Here is a 21,852-nt window from a genome sequence, read left to right as displayed (position 1 = left end):
TCAAGATTATTTGACTGAATTGTATCAAGGATTTTGATTATTTTCAATACTTTCTGAAAATTAAATCTTACTCTCTGTAATCTTCTGTTCATATTCCGTTCATATTTCTTTTTTATGATAAGTGCATAGAAAGAAAGAGGAAGGAGCGAGCGAAATGTTTTTAGCTCTGCGTGAATTAAAACAATCAAAATTACGATACGGATTAATCGGACTGATTATGGTGTTATTATCATTTTTAGTTCTTGTTATTTCAGGATTAGCAAATGGATTATCATATGATAATGCTTCATCGATTCAAAATATGGAGGCAAATAAGTTCGTTTTAGCAGATGATGCGGAAAATAAATTACTTCGTTCACAAATTAAGAAAGACGATGTAGATAACGTAGTAAATCAAGTAGGCGAGAAAGAGGCTGTTCCGTTTCGTGTGAAAGTTTCAACGTATGAAAAGAAAGATAGTTCGAAAAAAGTGGATGTTGCGATTTTCTCAAGTGAACGTGATTCATTTTTAGAACCGAACATTGTAAAAGGTGAGAAATTAGGCACAGCAAACAACGAGATGGTTGCTGATGAATCCATTAAAGAAAAAGGAATCGATATCGGAGATACAATTATTGATCCTGTTTCAAAGAAGGAATTTACAATCGTTGGATTTACGAAAGATCAAATGTTTAGCCATACACCAGTCGTTTATGTAAATGAAGACGTATGGGGCGCTATTTCACAACCAAACCAAAAAGATTATAGTGCAATTGCACTTAATACAGATAAAGAGATTAAAAATGCACACGTAATTGACAAAAAAGAAGTGCTGCAAAGTATTCCAGGGTTTAAAGAAGAGCAGGGAACATTAACGATGATCATTGCGTTCTTACTTGTTATCGCTGCGTTATTAATCGGTGTATTCTTCTACGTTATTACACTACAAAAAACACAGCAATTAGGCGTATTAAAAGCAATTGGTACGAAGAACTCGTATTTAGCAAATAGTTTAGTCGTACAGGCGTTATTCTTATCAATCGTTGCGATGGTAATTAGTATTGTTCTTGTACAAGGATTAGAAACAATTTTACCAGCAGGTATGCCGTTTTTATTAACAACACCGATGATTGCACAATATGCAGCAATCTTTATCGTCATTAGTATTTTAGGAACACTTATTTCGTTATATCAAGTATTAAAAGTTGATGCGCTAGAAGCAATTGGAGGCGGGATGTAATGACTTCATTATTAAAACTAGACAAAGTAAGTAAAGTGTACGGAGAAGGGGATACGGAAGTAACTGCCCTTCATCCGATATCGCTTGATGTAAAAGCTGGAGAATTTATCGGAATCGTCGGTCCTTCTGGATCAGGGAAAAGTACGTTATTATCAATCGCGGGTGCATTATTATCACCATCAAAAGGGGATATTTACATTCGTGAGCAAAATATTACGAAGTTATCAGAAAAGGAAATGACAGACATTCGTTTGAAAAAAATCGGCTTCATTTTCCAGTTTGCAAATCTTGTTCCATATTTAAATGTAAAAGAACAATTACTTTACATTGCGAAGTTAAAAAAAGAAAGTAAACAAGAATCAGAAAAGCGTGCGGATCATTTATTAGCGGCATTTGGATTAGAAGGAAGAAAAAATCATTATCCAAATCAACTATCTGGTGGGGAAAAACAAAGGGTAGCAATCGCTCGTGCATTCATGAACAACCCAGATTTAATATTAGCAGATGAGCCAACGGCAAGCTTAGACTCAAAACGCGCACGTGAAGTTGTTGAAATGATGAAACGTGAAGTGAAAGAGAGCCAAAAAGCAGCCATTATGATTACACATGATGAAAGAATGCTTGATGTATGTGATCGTATATTGACGCTAAGAGATGGAAAGTTAATATAAAGAAAAGGGCCAACCGTACATGCGGTTGGCCTTTGTATAATTATTTCTAATAAGTATAATGGCTTTATTTTGAGAATAACGTTTTAATTTTATTGCGAGTTACTAATAAAACGCCGCCTAATACAGATAACATACCTAAAGCCATATTATTTGATTGCTCACTACCAGCGTTAGGAAGTTCTTTAGCGTTATTGTTTGTGTTTGTAGTACCAGTCTTTGTTTCGGTTTGTTTTGATTGAGATACTTCATTAATTTTGTTATCTACATTTTGCTTCGTAGTATGTACCTCAGCTAATTTGTCCTCAATTTTTTTCTCAGTATGTTTAAAGTCGTTGATTTTAATATCTAAGTCTTGTTTTTTCTTTGTTAAATCGTCTGAAACAGTTTGTTTCGTTTGTTTAATTTCGTTAATTTTATTTAGTAAATCTTCTCTAGCTTTTTGTAATTCAGCTAGTTTATTTTTCACATCTTGTTTAGCTAGTTCTAAGTTAGCGGAAAGGCTATCTAAATTGCCTTTAATTTTCTTAAGTTCCTCTAACGTGTTACCAGTATTCGGTTTGTTTTCTTTTAGCTCAGCAAGTTTGTCCTCAGCAGTTTGTTTCGCTTTCTTTAACTCAGCTAATTTGTCATCTACTTGTTTTTTTACTTCTTTAAGTTCATTAACCTTTTGATCGATGTTCTCTTTATGTTGCTTCATTTCATTCACTTTTTCATCGACAGTTTGTTTATGTTCTTTAATCTCATTAACCTTATTATCGATATTTTGCTTATGCTCTTTCACTTCAGCAACTTTATCTTCTACTTGTTTTTTATGCTCTTTTATTTCAGCGATTTTATCTTCGGCGATTTGCTTGTCTTGCTGAAGTTTTGCATCTAATTCTTGTTTATGTTGTTTAATCTCGTTAATTTTTTCATCGGCAACTTGTTTGCGTTCATGTAGTTCATTAACCTTCGTATCAACATTTTCCTTAACTTTGTTAAGTTCATTTAATGTTTGATCCACGTTTTCTTTGTGTTGCTGCAATTTCGCATCTAACTCTTGTTTATGTTGCTTAATTTCAGCTAATCGATCTCCCGTACTTTGCTGAGGAGTAGCATCAGTTACTTCCGCATGAGCAGAGTTTGCGCCAGCAATCATTGCTAAAGCTAGTGTAGACGCAGCGATTGTTTGTTTTGTTTTCATATTTTTGTACCTCTTTTCTTTCATATGCATGAACTGTTTTGTGTGAAAATGAGCATATAGAAGTAGATTATCTTATCATTATATACTATGTTAGGCGCTTAGAGGAAGGATTTGCATAATAATCTATGATTATGTAATTTTTATAATCTTTTATTTTTGGGTAGGGGACAAATCTTTAGCTAGATGAACAATTTCTTCAATAGTAAAGTTTACATCTTTATTATTGCGGATAACAAACAAATAATCAGCCTCGTTTTCTATAGGATCTACAACATCTTCGTGAAGTGATTCAGTTTGTTGCCGATCGAGTACTTCTTTGAAACTAGAATAGCTACCTCTAAAAATATTCGTACTTCGCGTGCTTCGAGCCACTCTTTCGTAAAGTACATCATCTGGAATTTCAAAGTGAACGAGTATGCGTACATATTCATTTTGTGGAAATAATTCGTTTAGTAAATATAACCTTCCATTTTTACTGTGATTAGAGTTACTAATAATAAGGTGTAAACTTGTATGTTCTTTCGCATAATCAACAATGAATTTTGAAAGACCGTGCTTAAATGTATTAGGGCCTTTAGCCGGCTGTAATTTTTCATAATGCGTGTTAATAAATTCAGCTTGGTTATCTTGATCCATAACGAAAGAGTGGGATAACTCTTTTTCTAAAGCTTCTGCAAATGTAGTTTTACCGCTGTGTGTTTTTCCTACCGTAATAATGACGAATCGTTTCATATTGGCCTCCATGTGTGTTGTTATAGTCTGGAATATTCAATGTAGATTCAATATTTTCCTGCCAGAGAATATACAGAGTGCCGAAGTGATAGTAGGCTGGAAACTTGACAAAAAAACTTATTTATGCTATAATTTACCAATATAAAAATAAAGTGTATAATAGGGTTCTCCTGGCCAGGGGAACCCTATTTTTATTGTCAAAATGAAGGAGTGTATGTGCGTGAAAAAAGGTGAATCAAGTATAACGTCGCTAGTATCAGCTTTCGGAAGAGCATATCATAGTGAATTTGATAGTCCGAAAATATTTGATGATTATGTAGCTAAAGAGTTCATATCGCCAAAAGAACGAAGCGATATTGAAACGAACATGGTTCAAGGAATCCATTTTTTCAATACAGACATTGCAGAGCAGTTTCAAGACAATCCGAAAGAAATATTAAAATGGATTACGCAAGTTCAATTATCACCAACACCTTTAGCGCGTGCGGCATATTGTGAAAGAGTATTACTACACGAGATTACGCTGGGAGCGAAACAATACGTTATACTCGGTGCAGGCTTAGATACGTTCAGTTTTAGACACCGAGAATTAGAAAATAAAATAGAAATATTTGAAGTGGATCATCCTTCTACGCAACAGTTTAAGCAGGAAAGAATAAAAGAAGCAGAACTTGAAGTTCCAAATAATCTTCATTTTGTTTCGATGGATTTCACGAAAGGATTTTCCTATGAACAGTTACGGAATGAAGGATTTGAAAATAAAAAGACGTTCTTTAGTCTATTAGGTGTAACGTACTATTTAACGAAAGAGGAACTTTCTAGTTTAATAGAATGTCTATTCGAGATAGTTCCAGAAGGGAGCACTATCGTTTTTGATTATCCCGATGAAAACTTATTTACGGAAAAAGGGTTGTCTAACCGAGTTGAAAACATGGTGAAAATGGCTGCAGTAGGCGGAGAACCGATGAAATCATGTTATTCTTACGCCGAAATGGAAGCACTGTTAGAGAAGGCGGGCTTACTCATTTATGAGCATTTATCACCAGAAGATATAAATGCATTCTATTTTGAAGGACGAAACGATTATTTAAAAGCTTTTGAGACGGTGCATTATGTGCATGCGGTGAAGAAGTAGGAATTAGTAGGCATGGGGAGGAATCTCTGTGTCTTTTTTTGTGGAAGAACAAGTGGGAAATATGAACTAGGAAGGGAAATTCGATAATGTAAAGAATATGAAGTATGAATGTAACAAATTAAGTAGTGAAGCAAAGGTTATCGAAATTAGCAGATGTATTAGTCAACCATTCTACGAAAGTGCGACCTGGTGATCAAGTGTTGATCCAAAGTGTTACAGAGATAGCCCCCGCAGTCGTTCGTGAAATTATTAAGTCAGTGGAAAAAGCAGGTGGATATGCGCATGTATCAATGCGCGACGTGTCTGTTACGAGGCAATTAATTTTGTCAGGATCTGAAGAACAATTTAAGTTATTAGCAGATTGGGAATGTTACCGATTAAGTAAGATGCAAGTGTATATTAATCTTCGTAGTCCTAGAAATGCATATGAATTAGCGGATGTACCGGCAGAAAAAATGAAGTTATATCAAACGATATTTGGAAAAGCTCATAGTGAAGCGGTGTATAAAACGAGATGGGTGACAACTCGTATTCCGAATGCGGCTTCTGCACAAGAAGCAAATATGAGCACGGAGGCTTATGAAAAATTCTACTATGATGTATGTACGCTAGATTATAACAACATGTCAAAAGCAATGGAGCCATTAAAAGAATTAATGGAAAAGACAAAACGAGTGAGGATTATTGGAGAAGGAACGGATTTGGAGTTTTCCATTGAAGAAATAGGCGTTTTAAAGGGGGATGGTACGGATAATATCCCGGATGGCGAAATATATACAGCACCTGTCAAAGATTCAGTGAATGGAGTAATAACATTTAATACAGTTTCCGTTCAACAAGGTTATGCGTTTCAAAATATAAAGTTACATGTTAAACAGGGGAAAATAATAGAGGCATATGCAAATGATACAGAGCGAATGAACCGAATTCTTGATACGGATGAGGGAGCAAGATATATTGGAGAGTTCGCGCTAGCTTTTAACCCCTACATACTACATCCGATGAATAATACGTTATTTGATGAAAAAATAAATGGTAGTTTTCATCTAGCGATTGGAGATTCATTGCAAGGTGCAGACAACGGAAATAATTCAGCGATACATTGGGACTTAGTAAACATTCAAAGACCAGAGTATGGTGGGGGTGAAATTTGGTTTGATGATGTATTGATTAGGAAAGATGGGGATTTTGTTTTGCCAGAGTTATTTGGATTAAATGAAGAAAAGTTAAAGAGATAAACTGAAAACCAACAAATCCTCTTAAAAAACACTTAACTTTTAACTCCATCTATCTTTACAATCTCTCCTTATAATGTGAATTGGACAAGCACCTAAGAGAAGGCAGAACATGTCAGTTTGTACATTCTATTATTAGGGGGAGAATTTGTATGAAAAAGACAGTTGCTTCGTTAGCAGTTATGGCGGCATTATTACCGACATTTTCAGCATATGCGGAAGGGAAAGAGCAAGTTCGAAAATCAGCTACAACTTTTAACGTTATTAGTGACATTCAAGGGGATTTAGGAGACTTTGATCACGTGTTAAAAGATATGAACAAAGTGACGCCACTTTCTAGAGCGCTTATTATGAATGGGGATATAACGCCAACTGGACAACAGTCACAATATGATGATGTGAAGCGTGTGTTAAACAAAAATAAGCATCCCGAAAATGTATGGTCAACTGTTGGGAATCATGAGTTTTACGCTGGAAAATGGACAGCTGATGGGAAGTTATCTCAAAGTACATGGCCAAATGGTGTAACTGAGGAAACTTTATTTAACCGCTATCTGAAATTTAGCGGACAAGAAAAGGTATATCATAAAAAAGAATTAGATGGTTATCCGCTTTTATTTTTAGGAACGGAAAAATATATGAAATACCACGATTCAAAAATGTGGGATGAAGTATATATGAGTGATGAACAATTAGGTTGGTTAAAACAAAATTTAGAAGAATATAGTCAAAAAGATAAAAACAAGCCGATTTTCATTTTTTCTCATCACGTTTTACCTGATACTGTGTCTGGATCAAGACAGTCACCATATTTAAATGACTATTTAAACGTGGATAAATTGTACGATATATTAAAAGATTACCCGCAAGTTGTTTTCTTCACGAGCCACACGCACTGGGATTTAAATTTACCGGATTGGGCTGGTAAAAAGAAAATTGCAGGCGGAGATGAAAAAGGATTTACAGTTGTAAATACGGGTGGTATTGAAACAGGCTGGATGTCGGCTGGACCAAATGGAGGAGAGAAGACTGCTCCTGATGGCTCTTCATTCAAACAAGGGTTGCAAGTGAAAGCATATGGTAGCGATGTAATGGTGACAGCTTACGATTACAAACGTGATAAGGAAATAAAGAAATTGTTAATTAGTGATTCGAAAATTGCACAAATGGCACCAAATGTAACGGCAGATGATAGTAAAAACGTAATCGTCGGTGCAACAGAATACATGGAGTACGCTGTAGAAGGAGCGGACGAGTGGCATGCTTATAATCCAGGAAACCCACCCAATTTTGACGGGGACAAAATCGTATACGTACGCCATAAAGGCGAAATGAATTTAGAACCAGGATTAACACAGCTACTTCGTTTTTCGGCAAATAAGTGATTGGAAGAGGGCCTACTTTTTATCGAGTGGGTCCTTTTATGTTGCCAGTTTTTGTCGATAAATCGATATCTTATGTCGAATCGTCGATATAAATTTTATGTACCGTAATATGGTTAAAATCATTATTATAATTTCATGTACCGCATTGAAGATAAAACCTTCAATGCAATTCCATTCGCCAAAACCGAATTCCAACACATTTTTATCCAAGAAAGATGACTTCATCATTTTTACATGCAATAATAGTATCGTTACATACATTGTGAAAGAAGTACAAAGGAGCGTTATTCATGAATTTAGCTAAATTCCCGAGAAAAAAATATACCGAATCATATACACCAATTGAGAAATTAAACAATTTTTCTGAGGCACTTGGCGGGCCGACTATTTATTTTAAACGAGATGATTTACTTGGTTTAACAGCTGGTGGTAATAAGACGAGAAAGTTAGAGTTTCTAGTTGCGGATGCACAGGCAAAGGGTGCAGATACGTTAATTACAGCTGGTGGTATTCAGTCAAACCATTGCCGCCTAACACTGGCAGCTGCGGTAAAAGAAAAAATGAAATGTATTCTTGTATTAGAAGAAGGGCTTGAGCCAGAAGAGAAGCCAGATTTTAACGGAAACTATTTCTTATATCATTTACTAGGTGCTGAAAATGTCATTGTTGTACGAAACGGAGCAGATCTTATGGAAGAGATGCATAAAGTCGCGAAAGAAGTTAGTGAAAAAGGTAGTACACCATATGTAATTCCGGTTGGTGGATCAAATCCTACTGGCGCAATGGGGTACGTTGCTTGTGCGCAAGAAATTATGGCGCAATCATTTGACCAAGGAATTGATTTCAGTTCAGTCGTTTGCGTAAGTGGTAGCGGCGGTATGCACGCTGGTTTAATTACTGGTTTTGCTGGAACACAAAGTAACATTCCAGTAATCGGCATTAACGTAAGTAGAGGAAAAGCAGAGCAAGAAGAGAAAGTAGCAAAACTTGTAGATGAAACGTCAGCTCACGTTGGTATTCCAAACTTTATCCCGCGCGAAGCTGTTACATGCTTTGATGAATATGTAGGACCAGGTTATGCGTTACCAACGCCGGAAATGGTGGAAGCAGTGCAATTACTTGCGAAAACAGAAGGTATTTTACTGGATCCAGTGTATACAGGTAAAGCAGTAGCGGGGCTAATCGACTTAATTAGAAAAGGTACATTTAAAAAAGAAGACAACATTTTATTCGTACATTCAGGTGGTTCACCAGCTTTATATGCGAATACGTCTTTATTTGTGTAAGTGTAAAAAGCATTGGGTATCCAATGCTTTTTTGTTATATAATGGAATTGTTAGAAGGTGAGAGGAGGGCGTATATGAGTTCAAGTTTAAAATGGATTATATACACGGTACTCAGCATTTCTATTTTACTAATTTTATTTGTAGCTTATGGGATTTATTTATACTTCACTTAAGTGAAATGGTAACCAAACCAAAGGAAGAATAAAATAATTGCTGTATTAAATAAAGTAAAACATAACCCGATAATGGCTAAAATCTTTTTCTCAGCTCGGCTACAAAAAGAGATGACCGCTAATAGGATCGCTATGACAGCGGAAGCTAATATGAAGTAGGCGAAAGGCACGATATATTCTACTCCAACTCGGTCTAAAATAGGTGTGAAGAGAAAGAGATTAATAGTAATGAATATACTTACAAGAAGAAACGTATAACTTTTCCAAATGTATGTTTGTAACTGCATGGAACGATACTCCGTTCTCTTTATTATTTATATTTTTAAGTTCAAATTAATTACCTTTATTTTACAAATTAAAATATTTTGTATTGAAAAGAGGGTATTAATATGAAAGTTAGAAATTGGCCTCTAGTTATGATTAGTATCTGTATATTCATAATAACCGGCTGTTCAACTGGATTAGAAAATGAAGAGCAAAGAATCGAAGTGCAAAAAAATATTGGTGATAATGAATATGAAGATTTTAAGGTAGTGACAGATAATAATGAAGTGATGCAAGTAAAGAAAATATTAAAGGATACTACTTTTGAAAATAAAAAAGTGGAAATGTCTCGTCCAGCTGATTATCATTTTGTTTTTCAATTTAAAAATTCGAAAATAGAGGCGAAAGCTGTGTTGTATCAAATTTGGATAAGCCCTAATAAGGATAAAGTGGAAATCATCTCGGGTGGTAATCGGTACGCTCAATTAGAAGAAAAAAATGCAGCTACTTTGTTTCGGATTGTTACAGGGGAAAAGTTAGCTGAGTAAACTATATTGGGTTATAGGAATTCAGTTTATATTTTTCATTTTGAGAGATAATTAGTTTTCAACAATAATAGCTATCTTTTTATGTTGGAATAAACATTGAGAATCGGATAAAATGGAAATTAGACATTGGATTCATGCTCCTTAAGGTGTGATTTAATCTGCCAACGGATAATAAAACTAGGAAATATATTGTTTTTATAAAGATCTGATGTTATGTTTAATTTTCTTAATATAATATTTCCTTTATATAGGAGTGGCTATTTGAAGAAATTAATAGTATTAGTTTTATTGGCTACATGCTGTCTCGCTATTGCAGGATGTTCTAATAATAGGGTTACAACAAAGGATGAGTCTAAAAATTCAGCACCTGTAAAGATTAAACGTATCAATAAAGCGTGGTATAAACATATATAATAGTTTTCAAGAAACTTGAAATTGTTGATGAGAAAGATATCATAAGGTGAAATTAGTTAGGCCGATAGTAGAGGTTGTGAAAACTGGTGACAAGCAGGAAGCATGGTTCGCATTTAAATTAATAAAACATGCGGCATTAAAATATTCACAAAAAAGAGTCTACATGTAGGTCATTTTTTGTGGATATTTTTCATAAATAAGAGATATTCTATGCTGCCTGTCTTTAACTTGGACCTTCTAAAAATTACTTTACTAGGTTAAAATGTTTATAGAGTATCCTCCTTCAAAATGCGATGGGTCCCATAATAACTCGATTGATGTGGTCCTTTTTCGCGTTATTTACCATCTTTATATATCTTTCTATTAAAAAATCTAACTTTAATAGATAAAATCTGGTTAAAACAATGAAATTTCAGGAAAAATAAGGTACACTAATCAATGGTTTTGGTTTAAAATCAATTGACGTTAATGTATACGGGGGAAAGATTGATGAACAACAATACAGTAAATGAATCTGTTGAAGAAGTTGAGAAAAAACGGGTAAGATCAAAAAAACGTTTTACAAATTGGAAGCTTATCGCAGCAGGTGGCGGAGTACTTGCACTTCTCCTTGGGGGAATGAGCTATTATCAAGCAACTCACTTCAATTCTAATGTTACGATTAATGATACAAAAGTCGGTGGTTTGAGCGCTGATCAGGCAATACAGAAATTAAAAACATCTGGATTAGCAAACAAAGTTTATATTGATCAACAACAAATTTTAGATGAAAAAGAGACAAAGACGGAACTGACGGAAAAAGATTTGCCGCAAGTTAAGAAACTATTAAAAAGCCAGTGGACATTTTTCCCTTCTTCAAAGGAAAAAGAGTATTCATTGTTATCGAAAGAAGCGGATCAGTATCGTAGTGAAACGATGAAAAAACTTGTAGAAGAAAAGCTTGTTTCCATGAATGAAAAATTAAAAGCACCTCAAGATGCTATGGCGAAGCTTGAACAAGGAAAAGTTGTAATTTCGAAGAGTGTTGATGGAAAACAGTATGACGTTGCGAGTTTACTAAAAGATTACGATAAGCAGAAGCATAAAAGTGAAATTCATCTAAAGTCTGCATACATACAGCCTATTAAAGAAGACGATCCGATTATTAAAAAAGAAGAGAAAGCATTACAAAATCTTCTTACGCAGTCTGTTGATTATAAAGTGCAGGATGAAGTGTATTCATTAAAAGCGAAAGATTTAATTCAAAACGCGTCTATGTCAAAAGATATGAAGGTGACAATCGATGCGAGCGAAATTAAGAATAAGGTTGCTGAAATTAATAAGGCTAAATCTACATTACATAAAGACTTCGCTTTTAAAACGCATTCTGGTTCGGTCATATCAGTAAAAGGTCAAGGATACGGCTGGGCACTAGATGTTGAAAAAGAGACAAAACAAGTTCAACAAGCCTTTGAGAAAGGCGAAAAATCACTTTCTGCTTCTAATATTCACGGAAATGGTTGGGAGAAGGAAGGGATCGGTTATAAAACAACATCGAATAATGGCATCGGAGACACATATGCAGAAGTTTCAATTGCAGATCAACAAATTTGGATTTACAAAGAGGGTAAATTAGTCCTCACAACAAATGTAGTAACGGGTAAACATAGCACAGGTGAAGATACATCACCAGGTGTGTGGTACGTTTTATACAAACGAACACCATATACGCTAAGAGGTAGCGCAGTAGGGAAAGCTGATTATGCAGTGAAAGTAGATTACTGGGTTCCATTCACAAATAGCGGTCAAGGATTCCACGATGCCGGCTGGCGAAAAGACTGGGGAAGTAATGCTTATTTAACAGGAGGATCAGGTGGTTGTGTGAACCTTCTTCCTAACGTTGCAAAAACTGTGTATGATAGCTTGAACACGTATGATCCAGTTATTGTGTACTAGAAAATAGGTACGTATTAAGAACTTAAACGAATAAATAAAGCATCTGATGGTACATGGAAAAAACACCTCTTGCATTTGCATACTAAGTGTGCAAATGCAATGGAGGTGTTTTTATTTGAAGACAAGAGTTCATTGTTTATAAGAAACAAAGTGGGAAGAGATTGAGATGGAAAAATAGATATATATATATAATCAACAAAATTGACATTGAATATCATTTTCACTTAATATAGAATCGTTGCATTTAATTAGACATGACTTTTTATTAATATAGTAGATTTCTAATAAGGTGTCCCATTTAAGAATTAAAACGTAGGAAAGGGAATATAAAAATGAACTGGAAAAAAGGCGGATTATGGGTTATTATTTTTTTCGTTGTAAAAGGAACGATTTCTACACTTTTAATCGTTACAGGTGCTAAATATTTTGATTTATCATTCATGCAATTGTTCGTATTGATACTGATCTTATTAGTGATTTCTCTAATAAGTCGAAAGTTGCTGTATAGACATAAACAAAACAAAAAGCAAAAAGAGCTAAATATATAAGGAAGCCCCAGAGATCTTTGGATTTCTGGGGCTATATTGTTAACAGCTTGTTTTACTCAAGCTGTTAACAATACAGAGGTACAACAACTGAAAGTGAAAAATGATACATTGCAAAAAGAAGTTGTTACCTTAGCTACTTTTTTGCGAAACCAGTCTTAACTGCTCGTACATAATCATTCCAAGCGTGAACAGATATATCAGCATCTGGATGCATCATTTCGAACCCATGATAAGCTCCAGGATATAAATGGAATTCAACATCAACACCAGCTTCTGCAAGTTTGGTTACATAAGTTAGTGTTTCACTACGGAATGGGTCCAATTGACCAACACATGTGTAAGTGCGTGGTAAATTACGATAATCTTCTGCTCGAGCAGCGGCTGCATAGGCAGGAATATGATCTGTTCCATGTAATTTCCCTAAATACATTTTCCAGCCAGCTTCATTTGATTTTTGATTCCAAACAAATCCTTGTTTAATTTCATTTGCAGAAGGTGTATTATTACGATCGTCAATCATTGGATAAAGTGGCATTTGGAAACAAATAGAAGGATACTGTCGATCGCGAGCTAATAATGTTAATGCAGCTGTTAGTCCGCCTCCAGCGCTCACTCCTGCAACACCAATTCGATTCGAATCAATGTTTAATGTCTCCGCGTTATCAGCAATCCATGTTAATGCTGCATAACAATCTTCAATTGGAGCTGGATAAGGATGTTCAGGAGCTAAACGGTAATCTACAGAAACGACCATACAGTTAGCCTCTTTTGCAATTTTTACAGCAAGATCATCATTATCATTTATAGATCCCAAGATATATCCGCCACCATGTATCCACAACAGGGCAGGTAAGGATTCATTATTTGATTTTGGACGATAAATTTTTAATCGTAATGGATTCGCATCAGGTCCCTCAATGACCTCATTTGTTACAGAAAGAGTTTCATCAACAATGGTAGGTGGGAAGACTTTTGACGCTTCTTCTCTCATTGTTGGCAAACACTCTGGGCGTAAATCTTGATCTGGATACATTTCTAAGCCTGGTAATAATGCTGGGTTTACTCGGTTCTTCATTTGAAAAAACTCCTTTTTAAATTTTTTATGAAAGATAAAAGATGAAATATTATTTTAACTAATTTAATTGTGACGAAATTACCACAATTAAATTGAAGCTATAAACTAGCTATGTGTAGCAATTTATCATAAGTATTAATCGAAATCGATAAACAAAAATGTGTATATGTATCAAAATGAGACATATATATCAAAATGGTTCATTTCTTAATAAATTTTTAAATGTGTAAATGATGTGCATTTAAAAATTAGCATTCAGGAAGTATCCACTTTCTTAACTTTTCACATATACTTTGAGCGTTATTTTCTCTTTCCGAAGGGATGAACTATCTTGAAATGGATTGATGAGGGGGTATTATAAAAAAAAGCATGTCTCTTCTTGCAATATAAAGAAGAGACATGCTTTTTCTTTTATTTTGGATACTTTAATACCTAGAAAAAATAAAACAGAATTTAATGTAATGAAGCAAAAGAATGTAGAATGTGATTAAAATTTAGGGTTTTAAAGAGTTTAATGCTAATTTCATATAAGTATCCATCCTCTGTTCTAAAGAGTATGTTCCTTCTAAAATACACCAATCTAATATAAGCCCTCTAGCAAATGTAAAAAGATATGTTGTTATTTCTTCTACACTCATATCATTTGTTAATTCTTTTTCAAGTTGTCCTTTATAAACAAAACCATTTAGAGCTTTGTAAATTAATGAAGGCTCATATATAAATGCTCTTTTGTTTAAATCATTAAGAAGATTTATATGTAACTCCAATTTAGTCGTATATTCAGCTATGCAGTGGAAGAAGTTTAAAATAGTTGTTTGCACTGTTTTATTTTGATCTATATTTTCTAATTCAGCATGTAGGTTTTCATCAATTTGTTGAAATATTTTTTTATAAATATCCTCTTTGGAAGAAAAATAATGATAAAAAGTTCCTACTGAAACATTTGCTTTTTTACAAATATCTTCAATTGTTATATTCTCAATTTTTTTTTCTTTCGTTAAATTTAAAAATACATGAAATATATTGCTCTGTGTTAGTAGTGCTTGTTGTTTTCTTTTGGTCAAATTTTTTTTACACAAAGTTTATTCCTCCTTGATTATATATTAACTGATATCTTAGAAATGAAAAAGTGGTTTGAAAATATAGTTGATTGTTATATAACCTTCATTACACAGAATGTTATTCGGTGAATTGTATTCTGTGTAATGAAGATGTTTTTTTTGAGGGGAGATGTTACATATGAAAACTACTTATGAATCAATCGTTATGATTCCTACGAATAAGCGAATAGAAAAAAGGACTTCGAAACTCCATTTGAACCATTTGTATGGTATAAAGAAATGCGGGAAAAAGAACCTATCTGTTTTAATCATCACGCTGAGTTTTTAAAGTAGCGTCTCTTTTTACATGTAATTTGTTTGTTCTTCTCCTTTTCAAAGGGAATGGATCAATGTGGAATTTAAATGTATAAAATGAAGTGGAAATTCGTAGAGCTTGTTGTTTTCTTTGTGGCGGATTTTTTATACAACATGTATCCCCCTTTAATGGGCAGTAAGACCCCCACCTCAAAATTTAGCGAAAGCAAAGAAGTTAGGTGGGGGATCAACTGCCCATAAAAGCCCGATTGGTGAAGGCTGATTATATATGAATTGATATCTTAAAAACAGAAAATTAGTTTGAATATTTTGTTTTTTGGTGTATAATCCTCAATACGTCGAATGTTATTCGGTGAATTTCATTCGGTGTGAAAATATTTTTAGAGGGGAGATTGTTATATATGAAAACACCTTACCAATCAATTGATATGATTCCTACAAGTAAGCTGATAGGAAAAAAGGCGTTAGAAGATCCTTATAAACCATTTGCATGGTATAAAGAGATGCGGGAAAAAGAGCCCATTTGTTTTAACCATCAGGCTGATATGTGGAATGTTTTTTTGTACGAAGATGTAAAAACTGTTTTAGAGGATAAAGAGCATTTCTCTAATATTATGCCCGAGAAGAAAAAGTCTCCATTTCCACAAAGTATTCTTGGGATGGATCCGCCAAAACATACGCAAATTCGCTCTATTGTAAATCGGTCTTTCACTCCTAAATCATTAAGAGAATGGGAGCCGAGAATCCAGCAAATTACAAACGATATACTTAATCAATTATCCAATCGTAAAACTTTTGATATTGTAAGGGAGTTATTTTATCCGTTACCAGTTATAGTAATTGCTGAAATGTTAGGGGTTTCTGCTAAGGATATGGAAAGGTTTAAGAAATGGTCTGATATTATCGTAAGTTCACCGAGTCATGATGATCCGGATTATTTGGCAGAATTTTTTCATACACGTTTACAAGCAGAAAATGAATTAGGAGATTTTTTTGAAGAAATCATACAACTCAATCGAGAAAAATCCCAAAAAGATGCAAACGACATTATTTCTTTACTAGTTCAAAGTGAAGCGGAAAAAAGCATTTCAGGTAAAGAATTAGTATCGTTTTGTAAACTACTATTAGTAGCGGGAAATGAAACAACGACCAATTTACTTGGAAACGCATTATATTGTTTTATAGAATATCCAAATGTTTATGAGCAATTACAACAGGATATATCTCTTATTCCAAAATCAATTGAAGAAGTATTGCGGTATCGTTCACCGGTTCAAAGAATTACACGAAGAGTAAAAAAAGAGATTCAATTAAAGGACCAAACTTTACAAGTAGATCAAATCATCTCAGCTTGGGTAGGATCAGCTAATCGTGACTCGCATCAATTCACAGATGGTGATAGTTTCAACATCTATCGTGGGCGAAATCCTCATCTAACATTTGGGCATGGTATCCACTTTTGCTTAGGCGCGCCTCTAGCTAGATTAGAAGCTAAAATTGTATTGACAGAATTAATAAAAAGATATAAATCATTTTCGTTTATTGACGAGAATCTTCCCACTCCTATCTCGAATAGTAGTACTATATATGGATTAAGTTCTTTCCCTGTGAAAAGTGAACTACTCCATATAAAATAAGCATTTTGGCTCTGGCTTAAGTGCCAGGGTCAATTTTATTCATAAATTAGAGCTATTGAGCTAAAGTTAAAAATTATTTTATAAAAAGTATTATATTTAGGAAAAAGAATTCCATATTATTATGGATTTAGGCATACTAAAAGAAAAAAGACTATGCGGTCTAAACTATTATAATTTTAAGCATTACTTGGGAGCTAAATATAGGAGGATACTTGAATTGAGCAATTTTACACGTTTACGCACGCAAAACATAATAAAAGATGCGTTCATGGAGTTATTAAAAGAAAAAACATTTTCATCCATCACAATTAATCATATTTGTGAAAAAGCAATGATTCATAGAAGCACATTTTACCGGCATTACGAAGATAAATATGAGCTATTTAGTGATGCTTCAAATTCCATCGCAATTAGCCTCTTTGAACAAACAAAGCAAGGTATGGATTTAGAACGTACATTATTTGAAGAAATAATTGAATACATCGATGTTAATCGTACATTGTTTTTTAATATTACCAGTAAAAATAATAGCCTTGAGTTATACGGAAAATTGATCCAGTATGGTTCGAAAGATTTATATGAAACCTCAATGAAATATAATGACCCACTTTCCAAACGAATCCAAAACTCTGAATATCCAATGGTACTATGCGATTTCTACTGTAGTGGTTTTTTTGAGATTATAAAGAAATGGATAGGGAATGAATATCCATTTTCAAAAGAAGAATTAATTAGGATTTCTAAAAATTTCTAAATAAATGAACCAATTCAAAATATATGTCTCACTTTGAGACATATATTATTTTTTGCTCATCGAATTCCTCCAAAACCTATGATAGATTCATGAACATAGCAAAAGAGAGCTGCTTTCATATTAAAAAAAATGAATTGCAATCTCATGCTCAATGAAAAAATATACAACAGTTGAATTGTTTAAAGGAGGATTTTTGATGAAAGCTGCAGTGTGGTATGGTGAAAGAGATATTCGTATTGAGGAAAGAGAAACGAAAGAATTAAAACCGAATGACGTAAAAGTTAAAGTGGCATGGGCTGGTATTTGTGGTTCTGATTTGCATGCATACTTGCATCCAGGTTCAGTACCAATAAATATGAATACGGTAATGGGACATGAATTTTCTGGTGAAATTGCAGAGGTTGGTTCTCATGTAACAAAATTTAAAAAAGGTGACAGAGTATGTATCTATCCAATGATGCTTAAAGATCCTTCAAATGCTGAAACTGAACGTTTCATCACTTTAGACGCAGTTGGTGCACAAATCGACGGAGGGTTTGCTGAATATGTGATACTTCCACAAAAAACGATTTTTAAAATTCCAGATCATTTACCGCTAGAATTGGCAGCCATGGTTGAACCAGCAGCTGTATCTTTCCAATCCATTAAGGATTCAAATGTAAGAGAAGGGGATACTGTCGTTGTCTATGGAGCGGGTCCTATTGGGCTATTTGCTGTTTTAGGTGCAAAAGCTGCAGGTGCTTCTAATATTATTGTTATCGATCTATTTGATAGTCGACTTGATAAAGCAACTGAAATGGGTGCGACACACGTCTTTAATGCTAAAGAAGTAAATCCTGTTGAAGAAATTCGAAAATTATTCCCAAATGGAGCAGATGTGACAATTGAAGCTGCAGGTGTCGAGTCAACATTTAATCAAGCTATTCAATCAACTAAAGTTCGTGGCACAATGATGGTTATCAGCTTCCACACGCAAGATATCCAATTTAATGTTCCTGCTTCACTAATCTTTAGTGGTGCAAAATTAATGGGGTCTGTAGGATACAGCAATGAAACTTACAATGAGGTTATTGAATTATTTGCTAATGGAAGATTACCCGCGCAATCAATTATTACAAGTAAAATTGATATAGATAATATTGCTGAACAAGGCTTTGAAGCGTTAATTCATGATAAATCGCAATCAAAAATTTTAGTTAAATTAAGTGGCGCACATTAATCTTATTGTAGATAAATGAATTTGTGGAGATGAAAAATTTGTAAAGCGGTTAAGAATATTAGAGTTGGGGGAATATGGGTATGAATATTGGGATTATTGGTGCTGGCTTTATTGGGTCAACTTTGGCGAAACAGCTTGTCGCTTTGGGGCATCAGGTTAACATCTCAAATTCACGCGGGCCAGACACTTTGGCAGAGGTCGCAACTCTTACTGGAGCGAGTCCGGTGACTAATGAAGAAGCGGTGCGTGGAGCCGAGCTTATTATTCTGGCGATCCCTTTCGGCAAAATTGCGTCACTTCCTCGTGGATTGTTCGATCTTCGACAAGCAAAAGCCTTTATCATCGATACCAACAATTATACTATACATCGGGATGGCAGAATTGAACAACTCCTTGATGGCAGCATAAAAACGGAAAGCCGTTGGGTAGAGCAGCAAATCGGTGCCCCAGTCGTCAGAGCGTTCAGCAACATCGTAGCTCAGCGTATTATTGATCTGGCGAAACCGGAAGGCGCTGAGGACCGGATTGCACTACCGGTTTTTGCAGACGATCCTGAGGCCAAAGCGGTTGTGATGAAGCTTGTCAACTCAATCGGCTTCGATCCTGTCGATGGCGGTTCCATAGACGATTCATGGCGTGTTCAGCTTGGCACCCCTGCGTCTGGAACGCCTGATTTTATCGAGAAGGATTTGAACGCTGTGGCATTGAAGAGGGCACTTTCAGAAGCTACTGTTGAGCAAAATGCAAATTACCGCACCTCGGCTCTTGAACGCCTGCAATCATAACATGGGATTGATATTCCTATGAAAATTCCTCTACCTGCATAGGAGGGCACTGAAAATTCCAATAAAGATGATTAGCGAGTCCATGGACGAATTTCATTCATGGACTCGCTTTTTTATGTCCGTTCCAGGCTAACGCTTTTTGCGGGTATGGTTTCAATCTATAGCTATTAACTTAAGGAGACTAAAAATATTGTTTGAAAACTTTTTTATCCCGCTTTAATGGGCAGTAAGACCCCCACCTCAAAATTTAGCGAAAGCAAAGAAGCTAGGTGGGGGATGAAGAAATCCCCACTGATTAAAGTTTCACTTTATTATAGAGCCCGTCTTTTAGTAGAAATTACATATATACGACAAATTACGACAAAGAAATACATATACTTTTGTTATGCTATGAAAGTTATTAATTTGTAATGTATATATAGGAGGATTTTTAAATGTCAAAGAAATTATTATTTGCACTTATGAGTTTATGTGTAATTGCTTTAAGTGCTTGTAAAGGTAATGAAGAAAAATTAAAGGGCGCACCAGATGAGCAAAAAGTGGATGAAGACAAAAAAGTAGTAGAGGAAGAAAAAGGTAAGCAAGAAGAGCAACAAAGAGCAGAAGAAGAGAAACGTAAACAAGAAGAGCAACAAAGAGTAGAAGAAGAGAAACGTAAACAAGAAGAGCAACAAAGAGTAGAAGAAGAAAAACGTAAACAAGAAGAGCAACAAAGAGCAGAAGAAGAAAAACGTAAACAAGAAGAGCAACAAAGAGTAGAAGAAGAAAAACGTAAACAAGAAGAGCAACAAAGAGCAGAAGAAGAAAAACGTAAGCAAGAAGAGAAGAAAGCTCAGCAACAGCAGTCTACACAACAGGAGAGAACACAAAAACAAGAAAAACCAACACAAGCAACAGGTGGGAAACCAACAAGGTCACAAATTTCAGTTGGTTCACATGTAGTTATGCAATTGGATAATGATTATAGTAAAACTGTAAGTGGCGTTGTGAAAGACATTTTGACACATAGCGAAACACATACATATGGCATTAAAGTTCGACTACAAGATGGACAAATTGGCCGTGTTCAAAGTGTTAAATAATGAAAAAAAGATTTGACTACTTTTCCAACAAAATGCAAAAACCGGTTCTTTCGTAAAGGAACCGGTTTTTGCATTTTGTTAATGCCACCATACCTATATCAAGTTATCACATACAAGGCAATAGATGTTTTTATAATTTGACATAAGAGGAACCGAACTTGGAGGGAGTACTGGAACCATATAATCAATACACTGATGGGCATGTTTGATCTATGGACGTATCCACTCGTTCTAATTCACTAAAAGAAGAACTTCCCCATACCCATTAGACTACTAAGCATTCCAATTCCATTCATAGTGCCTTTTCCTACTGTAAGTAAGTTTCCAAGCATTCCTGGTTGACCGTAACCTCCGTTATTCCCCCATCCCATGGGACTTATCTGTCCACCCCATCCTGGAGAGTTTCCGAAAATACCCCAGTTATTGCTATTAAATTTAAAAGCCTTAGCTGGCGGTGAGAGTAAGGCGGCAAGATGACCTTGTGCGAACATCCCTGTATGGTTGAATGGTTGAGCCCAGGGTAAGGGAGGTTTTTGAAAATTACCTGCATGGACTGGGAATGGAGGCCAATTAGCGGGTTGACCTTGGGGCATCATCCCTGCATAATGGATTGGCTGATCCAAAGAGAAGGGAGGGGACTGAGGATGGAAAGCTGTATAATTGGCTGGTGAATCCGAACCAATTGGATAGAAGCGACAACTCCAATTCTCAGGAATCTTCAAATCATTCATTCCCTCAGCTTTAGTGATTTGGGGCTGTACATATAATGATGACATTGAAATTTGGTAATTATAATGCTCCTCATTTCCTTTTGAATTCAAATACCGATATTGGTGCATAAGCTTATTCCCCTTACTTTAAAAATGTAATGTTAGACTTAGCCTATGTAATATTCCTTTTGATGGATGGTTACATAACTAGATTTACAAGCCTGTATTTAAAGGAATGGGTGTGGTCTTGTCTTGTTGATTTATCCTGCTATTTGTGGGCGATAAGACAACTTCACCTCAAAATGTAGCCTAATTTAATTTCGGTTAACAAATGCGTTTAATCAATAAAAAAGATTTTAAAATGTTATGTAGAGCAAGTAGAATTGCGAAAAAGAGAATATCCATTCGAAGAGTATGGCAAAATACTGCAAGGGTAATGTATTTTTGAGCAGATATGTGAATGATTGAAATTAATCAATGGAATTT

The 21,852-nt window shown here is 34.9% G+C and carries 20 protein-coding genes and 1 pseudogene; 15 read left to right on the top strand and 6 right to left on the bottom strand.

The annotated features are described in order from the left end of the window. Positions 1–154: 154 nt before the first annotated feature. Positions 155–1,219, top strand: coding sequence for an ABC transporter permease (locus tag ACTFRN_RS14305; RefSeq protein WP_049113639.1), 1,065 nt, complete (start codon positions 155–157; stop codon positions 1,217–1,219). Then, positions 1,219–1,890, top strand: a complete 672-nt coding sequence (locus ACTFRN_RS14300) for an ABC transporter ATP-binding protein (RefSeq protein WP_074615513.1) — start codon at positions 1,219–1,221, stop codon at positions 1,888–1,890. The genes ACTFRN_RS14305 and ACTFRN_RS14300 overlap by 1 nt, the downstream gene beginning before the upstream one ends. A gap of 64 nt (positions 1,891–1,954) precedes the next feature. On the opposite strand, the gene ACTFRN_RS14295 is transcribed toward ACTFRN_RS14300, so the two are convergent. Together ACTFRN_RS14295 and ACTFRN_RS14290 are read right to left on the bottom strand one after the other, a co-directional pair. Beyond that, positions 1,955–3,073, bottom strand: coding sequence for an LPXTG cell wall anchor domain-containing protein (locus tag ACTFRN_RS14295; protein WP_049113637.1), 1,119 nt, complete (start codon positions 3,071–3,073; stop codon positions 1,955–1,957). Between the two features lie 150 nt (positions 3,074–3,223). Next, positions 3,224–3,805, bottom strand: a complete 582-nt coding sequence (locus ACTFRN_RS14290) for an AAA family ATPase (RefSeq protein ID WP_088106698.1) — start codon at positions 3,803–3,805, stop codon at positions 3,224–3,226. 214 nt (positions 3,806–4,019) lie between these two features. Between ACTFRN_RS14290 and ACTFRN_RS14285 the strand changes: the two genes are divergently transcribed. The 4 genes from ACTFRN_RS14285 (at position 4,020) to ACTFRN_RS14270 (ending at position 8,846) form a co-directional block, all read left to right on the top strand. Then, a complete protein-coding gene (locus tag ACTFRN_RS14285) occupies positions 4,020–4,940 on the top strand; it encodes a class I SAM-dependent methyltransferase (RefSeq protein WP_041184511.1) in 921 nt (306 codons plus the stop codon). A 125-nt stretch (positions 4,941–5,065) separates the two neighbouring features. After that, positions 5,066–6,178, top strand: coding sequence for an aminopeptidase (locus ACTFRN_RS14280; protein ID WP_088106697.1), 1,113 nt, complete (start codon positions 5,066–5,068; stop codon positions 6,176–6,178). Positions 6,179–6,327: 149 nt separating this feature from the next. After that, positions 6,328–7,560 (top strand): DUF4073 domain-containing protein, encoded by a 1,233-nt coding sequence (locus ACTFRN_RS14275; RefSeq protein WP_000754283.1) that lies wholly within the window; start codon positions 6,328–6,330, stop codon positions 7,558–7,560. A 290-nt stretch (positions 7,561–7,850) separates the two neighbouring features. Beyond that, positions 7,851–8,846, top strand: coding sequence for a D-cysteine desulfhydrase (locus ACTFRN_RS14270; RefSeq protein ID WP_001046592.1), 996 nt, complete (start codon positions 7,851–7,853; stop codon positions 8,844–8,846). 169 nt (positions 8,847–9,015) lie between these two features. Here ACTFRN_RS14270 and ACTFRN_RS14265 read toward each other — a convergent pair whose 3' ends face one another. Beyond that, on the bottom strand, positions 9,016–9,306 hold the full coding sequence (locus ACTFRN_RS14265) for a hypothetical protein (protein ID WP_088106696.1): 291 nt from the start codon (positions 9,304–9,306) through the stop codon (positions 9,016–9,018). A 102-nt stretch (positions 9,307–9,408) separates the two neighbouring features. On the opposite strand from ACTFRN_RS14265, the gene ACTFRN_RS14260 reads away from it, so the two are divergent. From ACTFRN_RS14260 to ACTFRN_RS14250, 3 genes are all read left to right on the top strand, one after another. Then, positions 9,409–9,831: a hypothetical protein gene (locus ACTFRN_RS14260; RefSeq protein ID WP_049112243.1), complete on the top strand. Its 423-nt coding sequence runs from the start codon at positions 9,409–9,411 to the stop codon at positions 9,829–9,831. A 903-nt stretch (positions 9,832–10,734) separates the two neighbouring features. Beyond that, positions 10,735–12,180 carry a L,D-transpeptidase family protein gene (locus ACTFRN_RS14255; RefSeq protein WP_001064101.1) on the top strand — a complete coding sequence of 482 codons (1,446 nt, stop codon included), beginning with the start codon at positions 10,735–10,737 and terminating at the stop codon, positions 12,178–12,180. A gap of 332 nt (positions 12,181–12,512) precedes the next feature. Next, positions 12,513–12,728, top strand: coding sequence for a hypothetical protein (locus ACTFRN_RS14250; protein WP_001104101.1), 216 nt, complete (start codon positions 12,513–12,515; stop codon positions 12,726–12,728). Between the two features lie 133 nt (positions 12,729–12,861). On the opposite strand, the gene ACTFRN_RS14245 is transcribed toward ACTFRN_RS14250, so the two are convergent. Together ACTFRN_RS14245 and ACTFRN_RS14240 are read right to left on the bottom strand one after the other, a co-directional pair. After that, the gene (locus tag ACTFRN_RS14245; protein WP_000797642.1) at positions 12,862–13,803 is read right to left on the bottom strand and encodes an alpha/beta hydrolase; all 942 of its coding nucleotides are present in this window, start codon (positions 13,801–13,803) and stop codon (positions 12,862–12,864) included. A 494-nt stretch (positions 13,804–14,297) separates the two neighbouring features. Continuing rightward, the gene (locus ACTFRN_RS14240; protein WP_000335146.1) at positions 14,298–14,882 is read right to left on the bottom strand and encodes a TetR/AcrR family transcriptional regulator; all 585 of its coding nucleotides are present in this window, start codon (positions 14,880–14,882) and stop codon (positions 14,298–14,300) included. 160 nt (positions 14,883–15,042) lie between these two features. Between ACTFRN_RS14240 and ACTFRN_RS14235 the strand changes: the two are divergent. The 6 genes and pseudogenes from ACTFRN_RS14235 to ACTFRN_RS14210 form a co-directional block, all read left to right on the top strand. Continuing rightward, positions 15,043–15,185 (top strand): annotated as a pseudogene (locus ACTFRN_RS14235) (cytochrome P450); the annotation flags it as partial. A gap of 395 nt (positions 15,186–15,580) precedes the next feature. Further along, the gene (locus ACTFRN_RS14230; protein ID WP_074568166.1) at positions 15,581–16,816 is read left to right on the top strand and encodes a cytochrome P450; all 1,236 of its coding nucleotides are present in this window, start codon (positions 15,581–15,583) and stop codon (positions 16,814–16,816) included. A gap of 217 nt (positions 16,817–17,033) precedes the next feature. Beyond that, entirely contained in the window at positions 17,034–17,570 is a 537-nt protein-coding gene (locus ACTFRN_RS14225) for a TetR/AcrR family transcriptional regulator (protein ID WP_088106694.1), read from the top strand. Between the two features lie 196 nt (positions 17,571–17,766). Further along, a complete protein-coding gene (locus ACTFRN_RS14220; protein ID WP_088106693.1) occupies positions 17,767–18,789 on the top strand; it encodes a 2,3-butanediol dehydrogenase in 1,023 nt (340 codons plus the stop codon). Between the two features lie 80 nt (positions 18,790–18,869). Then, positions 18,870–19,574 carry an NADPH-dependent F420 reductase gene (locus ACTFRN_RS14215; RefSeq protein ID WP_001020516.1) on the top strand — a complete coding sequence of 235 codons (705 nt, stop codon included), beginning with the start codon at positions 18,870–18,872 and terminating at the stop codon, positions 19,572–19,574. Between the two features lie 434 nt (positions 19,575–20,008). After that, positions 20,009–20,656 carry a YwbE family protein gene (locus tag ACTFRN_RS14210; RefSeq protein WP_254231426.1) on the top strand — a complete coding sequence of 216 codons (648 nt, stop codon included), beginning with the start codon at positions 20,009–20,011 and terminating at the stop codon, positions 20,654–20,656. Positions 20,657–20,895: 239 nt separating this feature from the next. Here ACTFRN_RS14210 and ACTFRN_RS14205 read toward each other — a convergent pair whose 3' ends face one another. Beyond that, the gene (locus tag ACTFRN_RS14205) at positions 20,896–21,495 is read right to left on the bottom strand and encodes a hypothetical protein (protein ID WP_049111031.1); all 600 of its coding nucleotides are present in this window, start codon (positions 21,493–21,495) and stop codon (positions 20,896–20,898) included. Positions 21,496–21,852 lie beyond the last annotated feature (357 nt).

Origin of the sequence: Bacillus cereus group sp. MYBK245-2, assembly GCF_051916145.1 — a bacterium.
GTDB lineage: Bacteria > Bacillota > Bacilli > Bacillales > Bacillaceae_G > Bacillus_A > Bacillus_A pacificus.
The sequence above is the reverse complement of the archived record's forward strand: the minus strand, read 5'-3'. Positions and strand labels throughout refer to the sequence as shown.

What these genes read in the sequence shown, in the direction of transcription:
- ACTFRN_RS14305 (WP_049113639.1), top strand. Translation starts at nt 155, where the DNA reads ATGTTTTTAGCTCTGCGTGAATTAAAACAATCAAAATTACGATACGGA.
- ACTFRN_RS14300 (WP_074615513.1), top strand. Translation starts at nt 1,219, where the DNA reads ATGACTTCATTATTAAAACTAGACAAAGTAAGTAAAGTGTACGGAGAA.
- ACTFRN_RS14295 (WP_049113637.1), bottom strand. Translation starts at nt 3,073, where the DNA reads ATGAAAACAAAACAAACAATCGCTGCGTCTACACTAGCTTTAGCAATG.
- ACTFRN_RS14290 (WP_088106698.1), bottom strand. Translation starts at nt 3,805, where the DNA reads ATGAAACGATTCGTCATTATTACGGTAGGAAAAACACACAGCGGTAAA.
- ACTFRN_RS14285 (WP_041184511.1), top strand. Translation starts at nt 4,020, where the DNA reads ATGTGCGTGAAAAAAGGTGAATCAAGTATAACGTCGCTAGTATCAGCT.
- ACTFRN_RS14275 (WP_000754283.1), top strand. Translation starts at nt 6,328, where the DNA reads ATGAAAAAGACAGTTGCTTCGTTAGCAGTTATGGCGGCATTATTACCG.
- ACTFRN_RS14270 (WP_001046592.1), top strand. Translation starts at nt 7,851, where the DNA reads ATGAATTTAGCTAAATTCCCGAGAAAAAAATATACCGAATCATATACA.
- ACTFRN_RS14265 (WP_088106696.1), bottom strand. Translation starts at nt 9,306, where the DNA reads ATGCAGTTACAAACATACATTTGGAAAAGTTATACGTTTCTTCTTGTA.
- ACTFRN_RS14260 (WP_049112243.1), top strand. Translation starts at nt 9,409, where the DNA reads ATGAAAGTTAGAAATTGGCCTCTAGTTATGATTAGTATCTGTATATTC.
- ACTFRN_RS14255 (WP_001064101.1), top strand. Translation starts at nt 10,735, where the DNA reads ATGAACAACAATACAGTAAATGAATCTGTTGAAGAAGTTGAGAAAAAA.
- ACTFRN_RS14250 (WP_001104101.1), top strand. Translation starts at nt 12,513, where the DNA reads ATGAACTGGAAAAAAGGCGGATTATGGGTTATTATTTTTTTCGTTGTA.
- ACTFRN_RS14245 (WP_000797642.1), bottom strand. Translation starts at nt 13,803, where the DNA reads ATGAAGAACCGAGTAAACCCAGCATTATTACCAGGCTTAGAAATGTAT.
- ACTFRN_RS14230 (WP_074568166.1), top strand. Translation starts at nt 15,581, where the DNA reads ATGAAAACACCTTACCAATCAATTGATATGATTCCTACAAGTAAGCTG.
- ACTFRN_RS14220 (WP_088106693.1), top strand. Translation starts at nt 17,767, where the DNA reads ATGAAAGCTGCAGTGTGGTATGGTGAAAGAGATATTCGTATTGAGGAA.
- ACTFRN_RS14215 (WP_001020516.1), top strand. Translation starts at nt 18,870, where the DNA reads ATGAATATTGGGATTATTGGTGCTGGCTTTATTGGGTCAACTTTGGCG.
- ACTFRN_RS14210 (WP_254231426.1), top strand. Translation starts at nt 20,009, where the DNA reads ATGTCAAAGAAATTATTATTTGCACTTATGAGTTTATGTGTAATTGCT.
- ACTFRN_RS14205 (WP_049111031.1), bottom strand. Translation starts at nt 21,495, where the DNA reads ATGCACCAATATCGGTATTTGAATTCAAAAGGAAATGAGGAGCATTAT.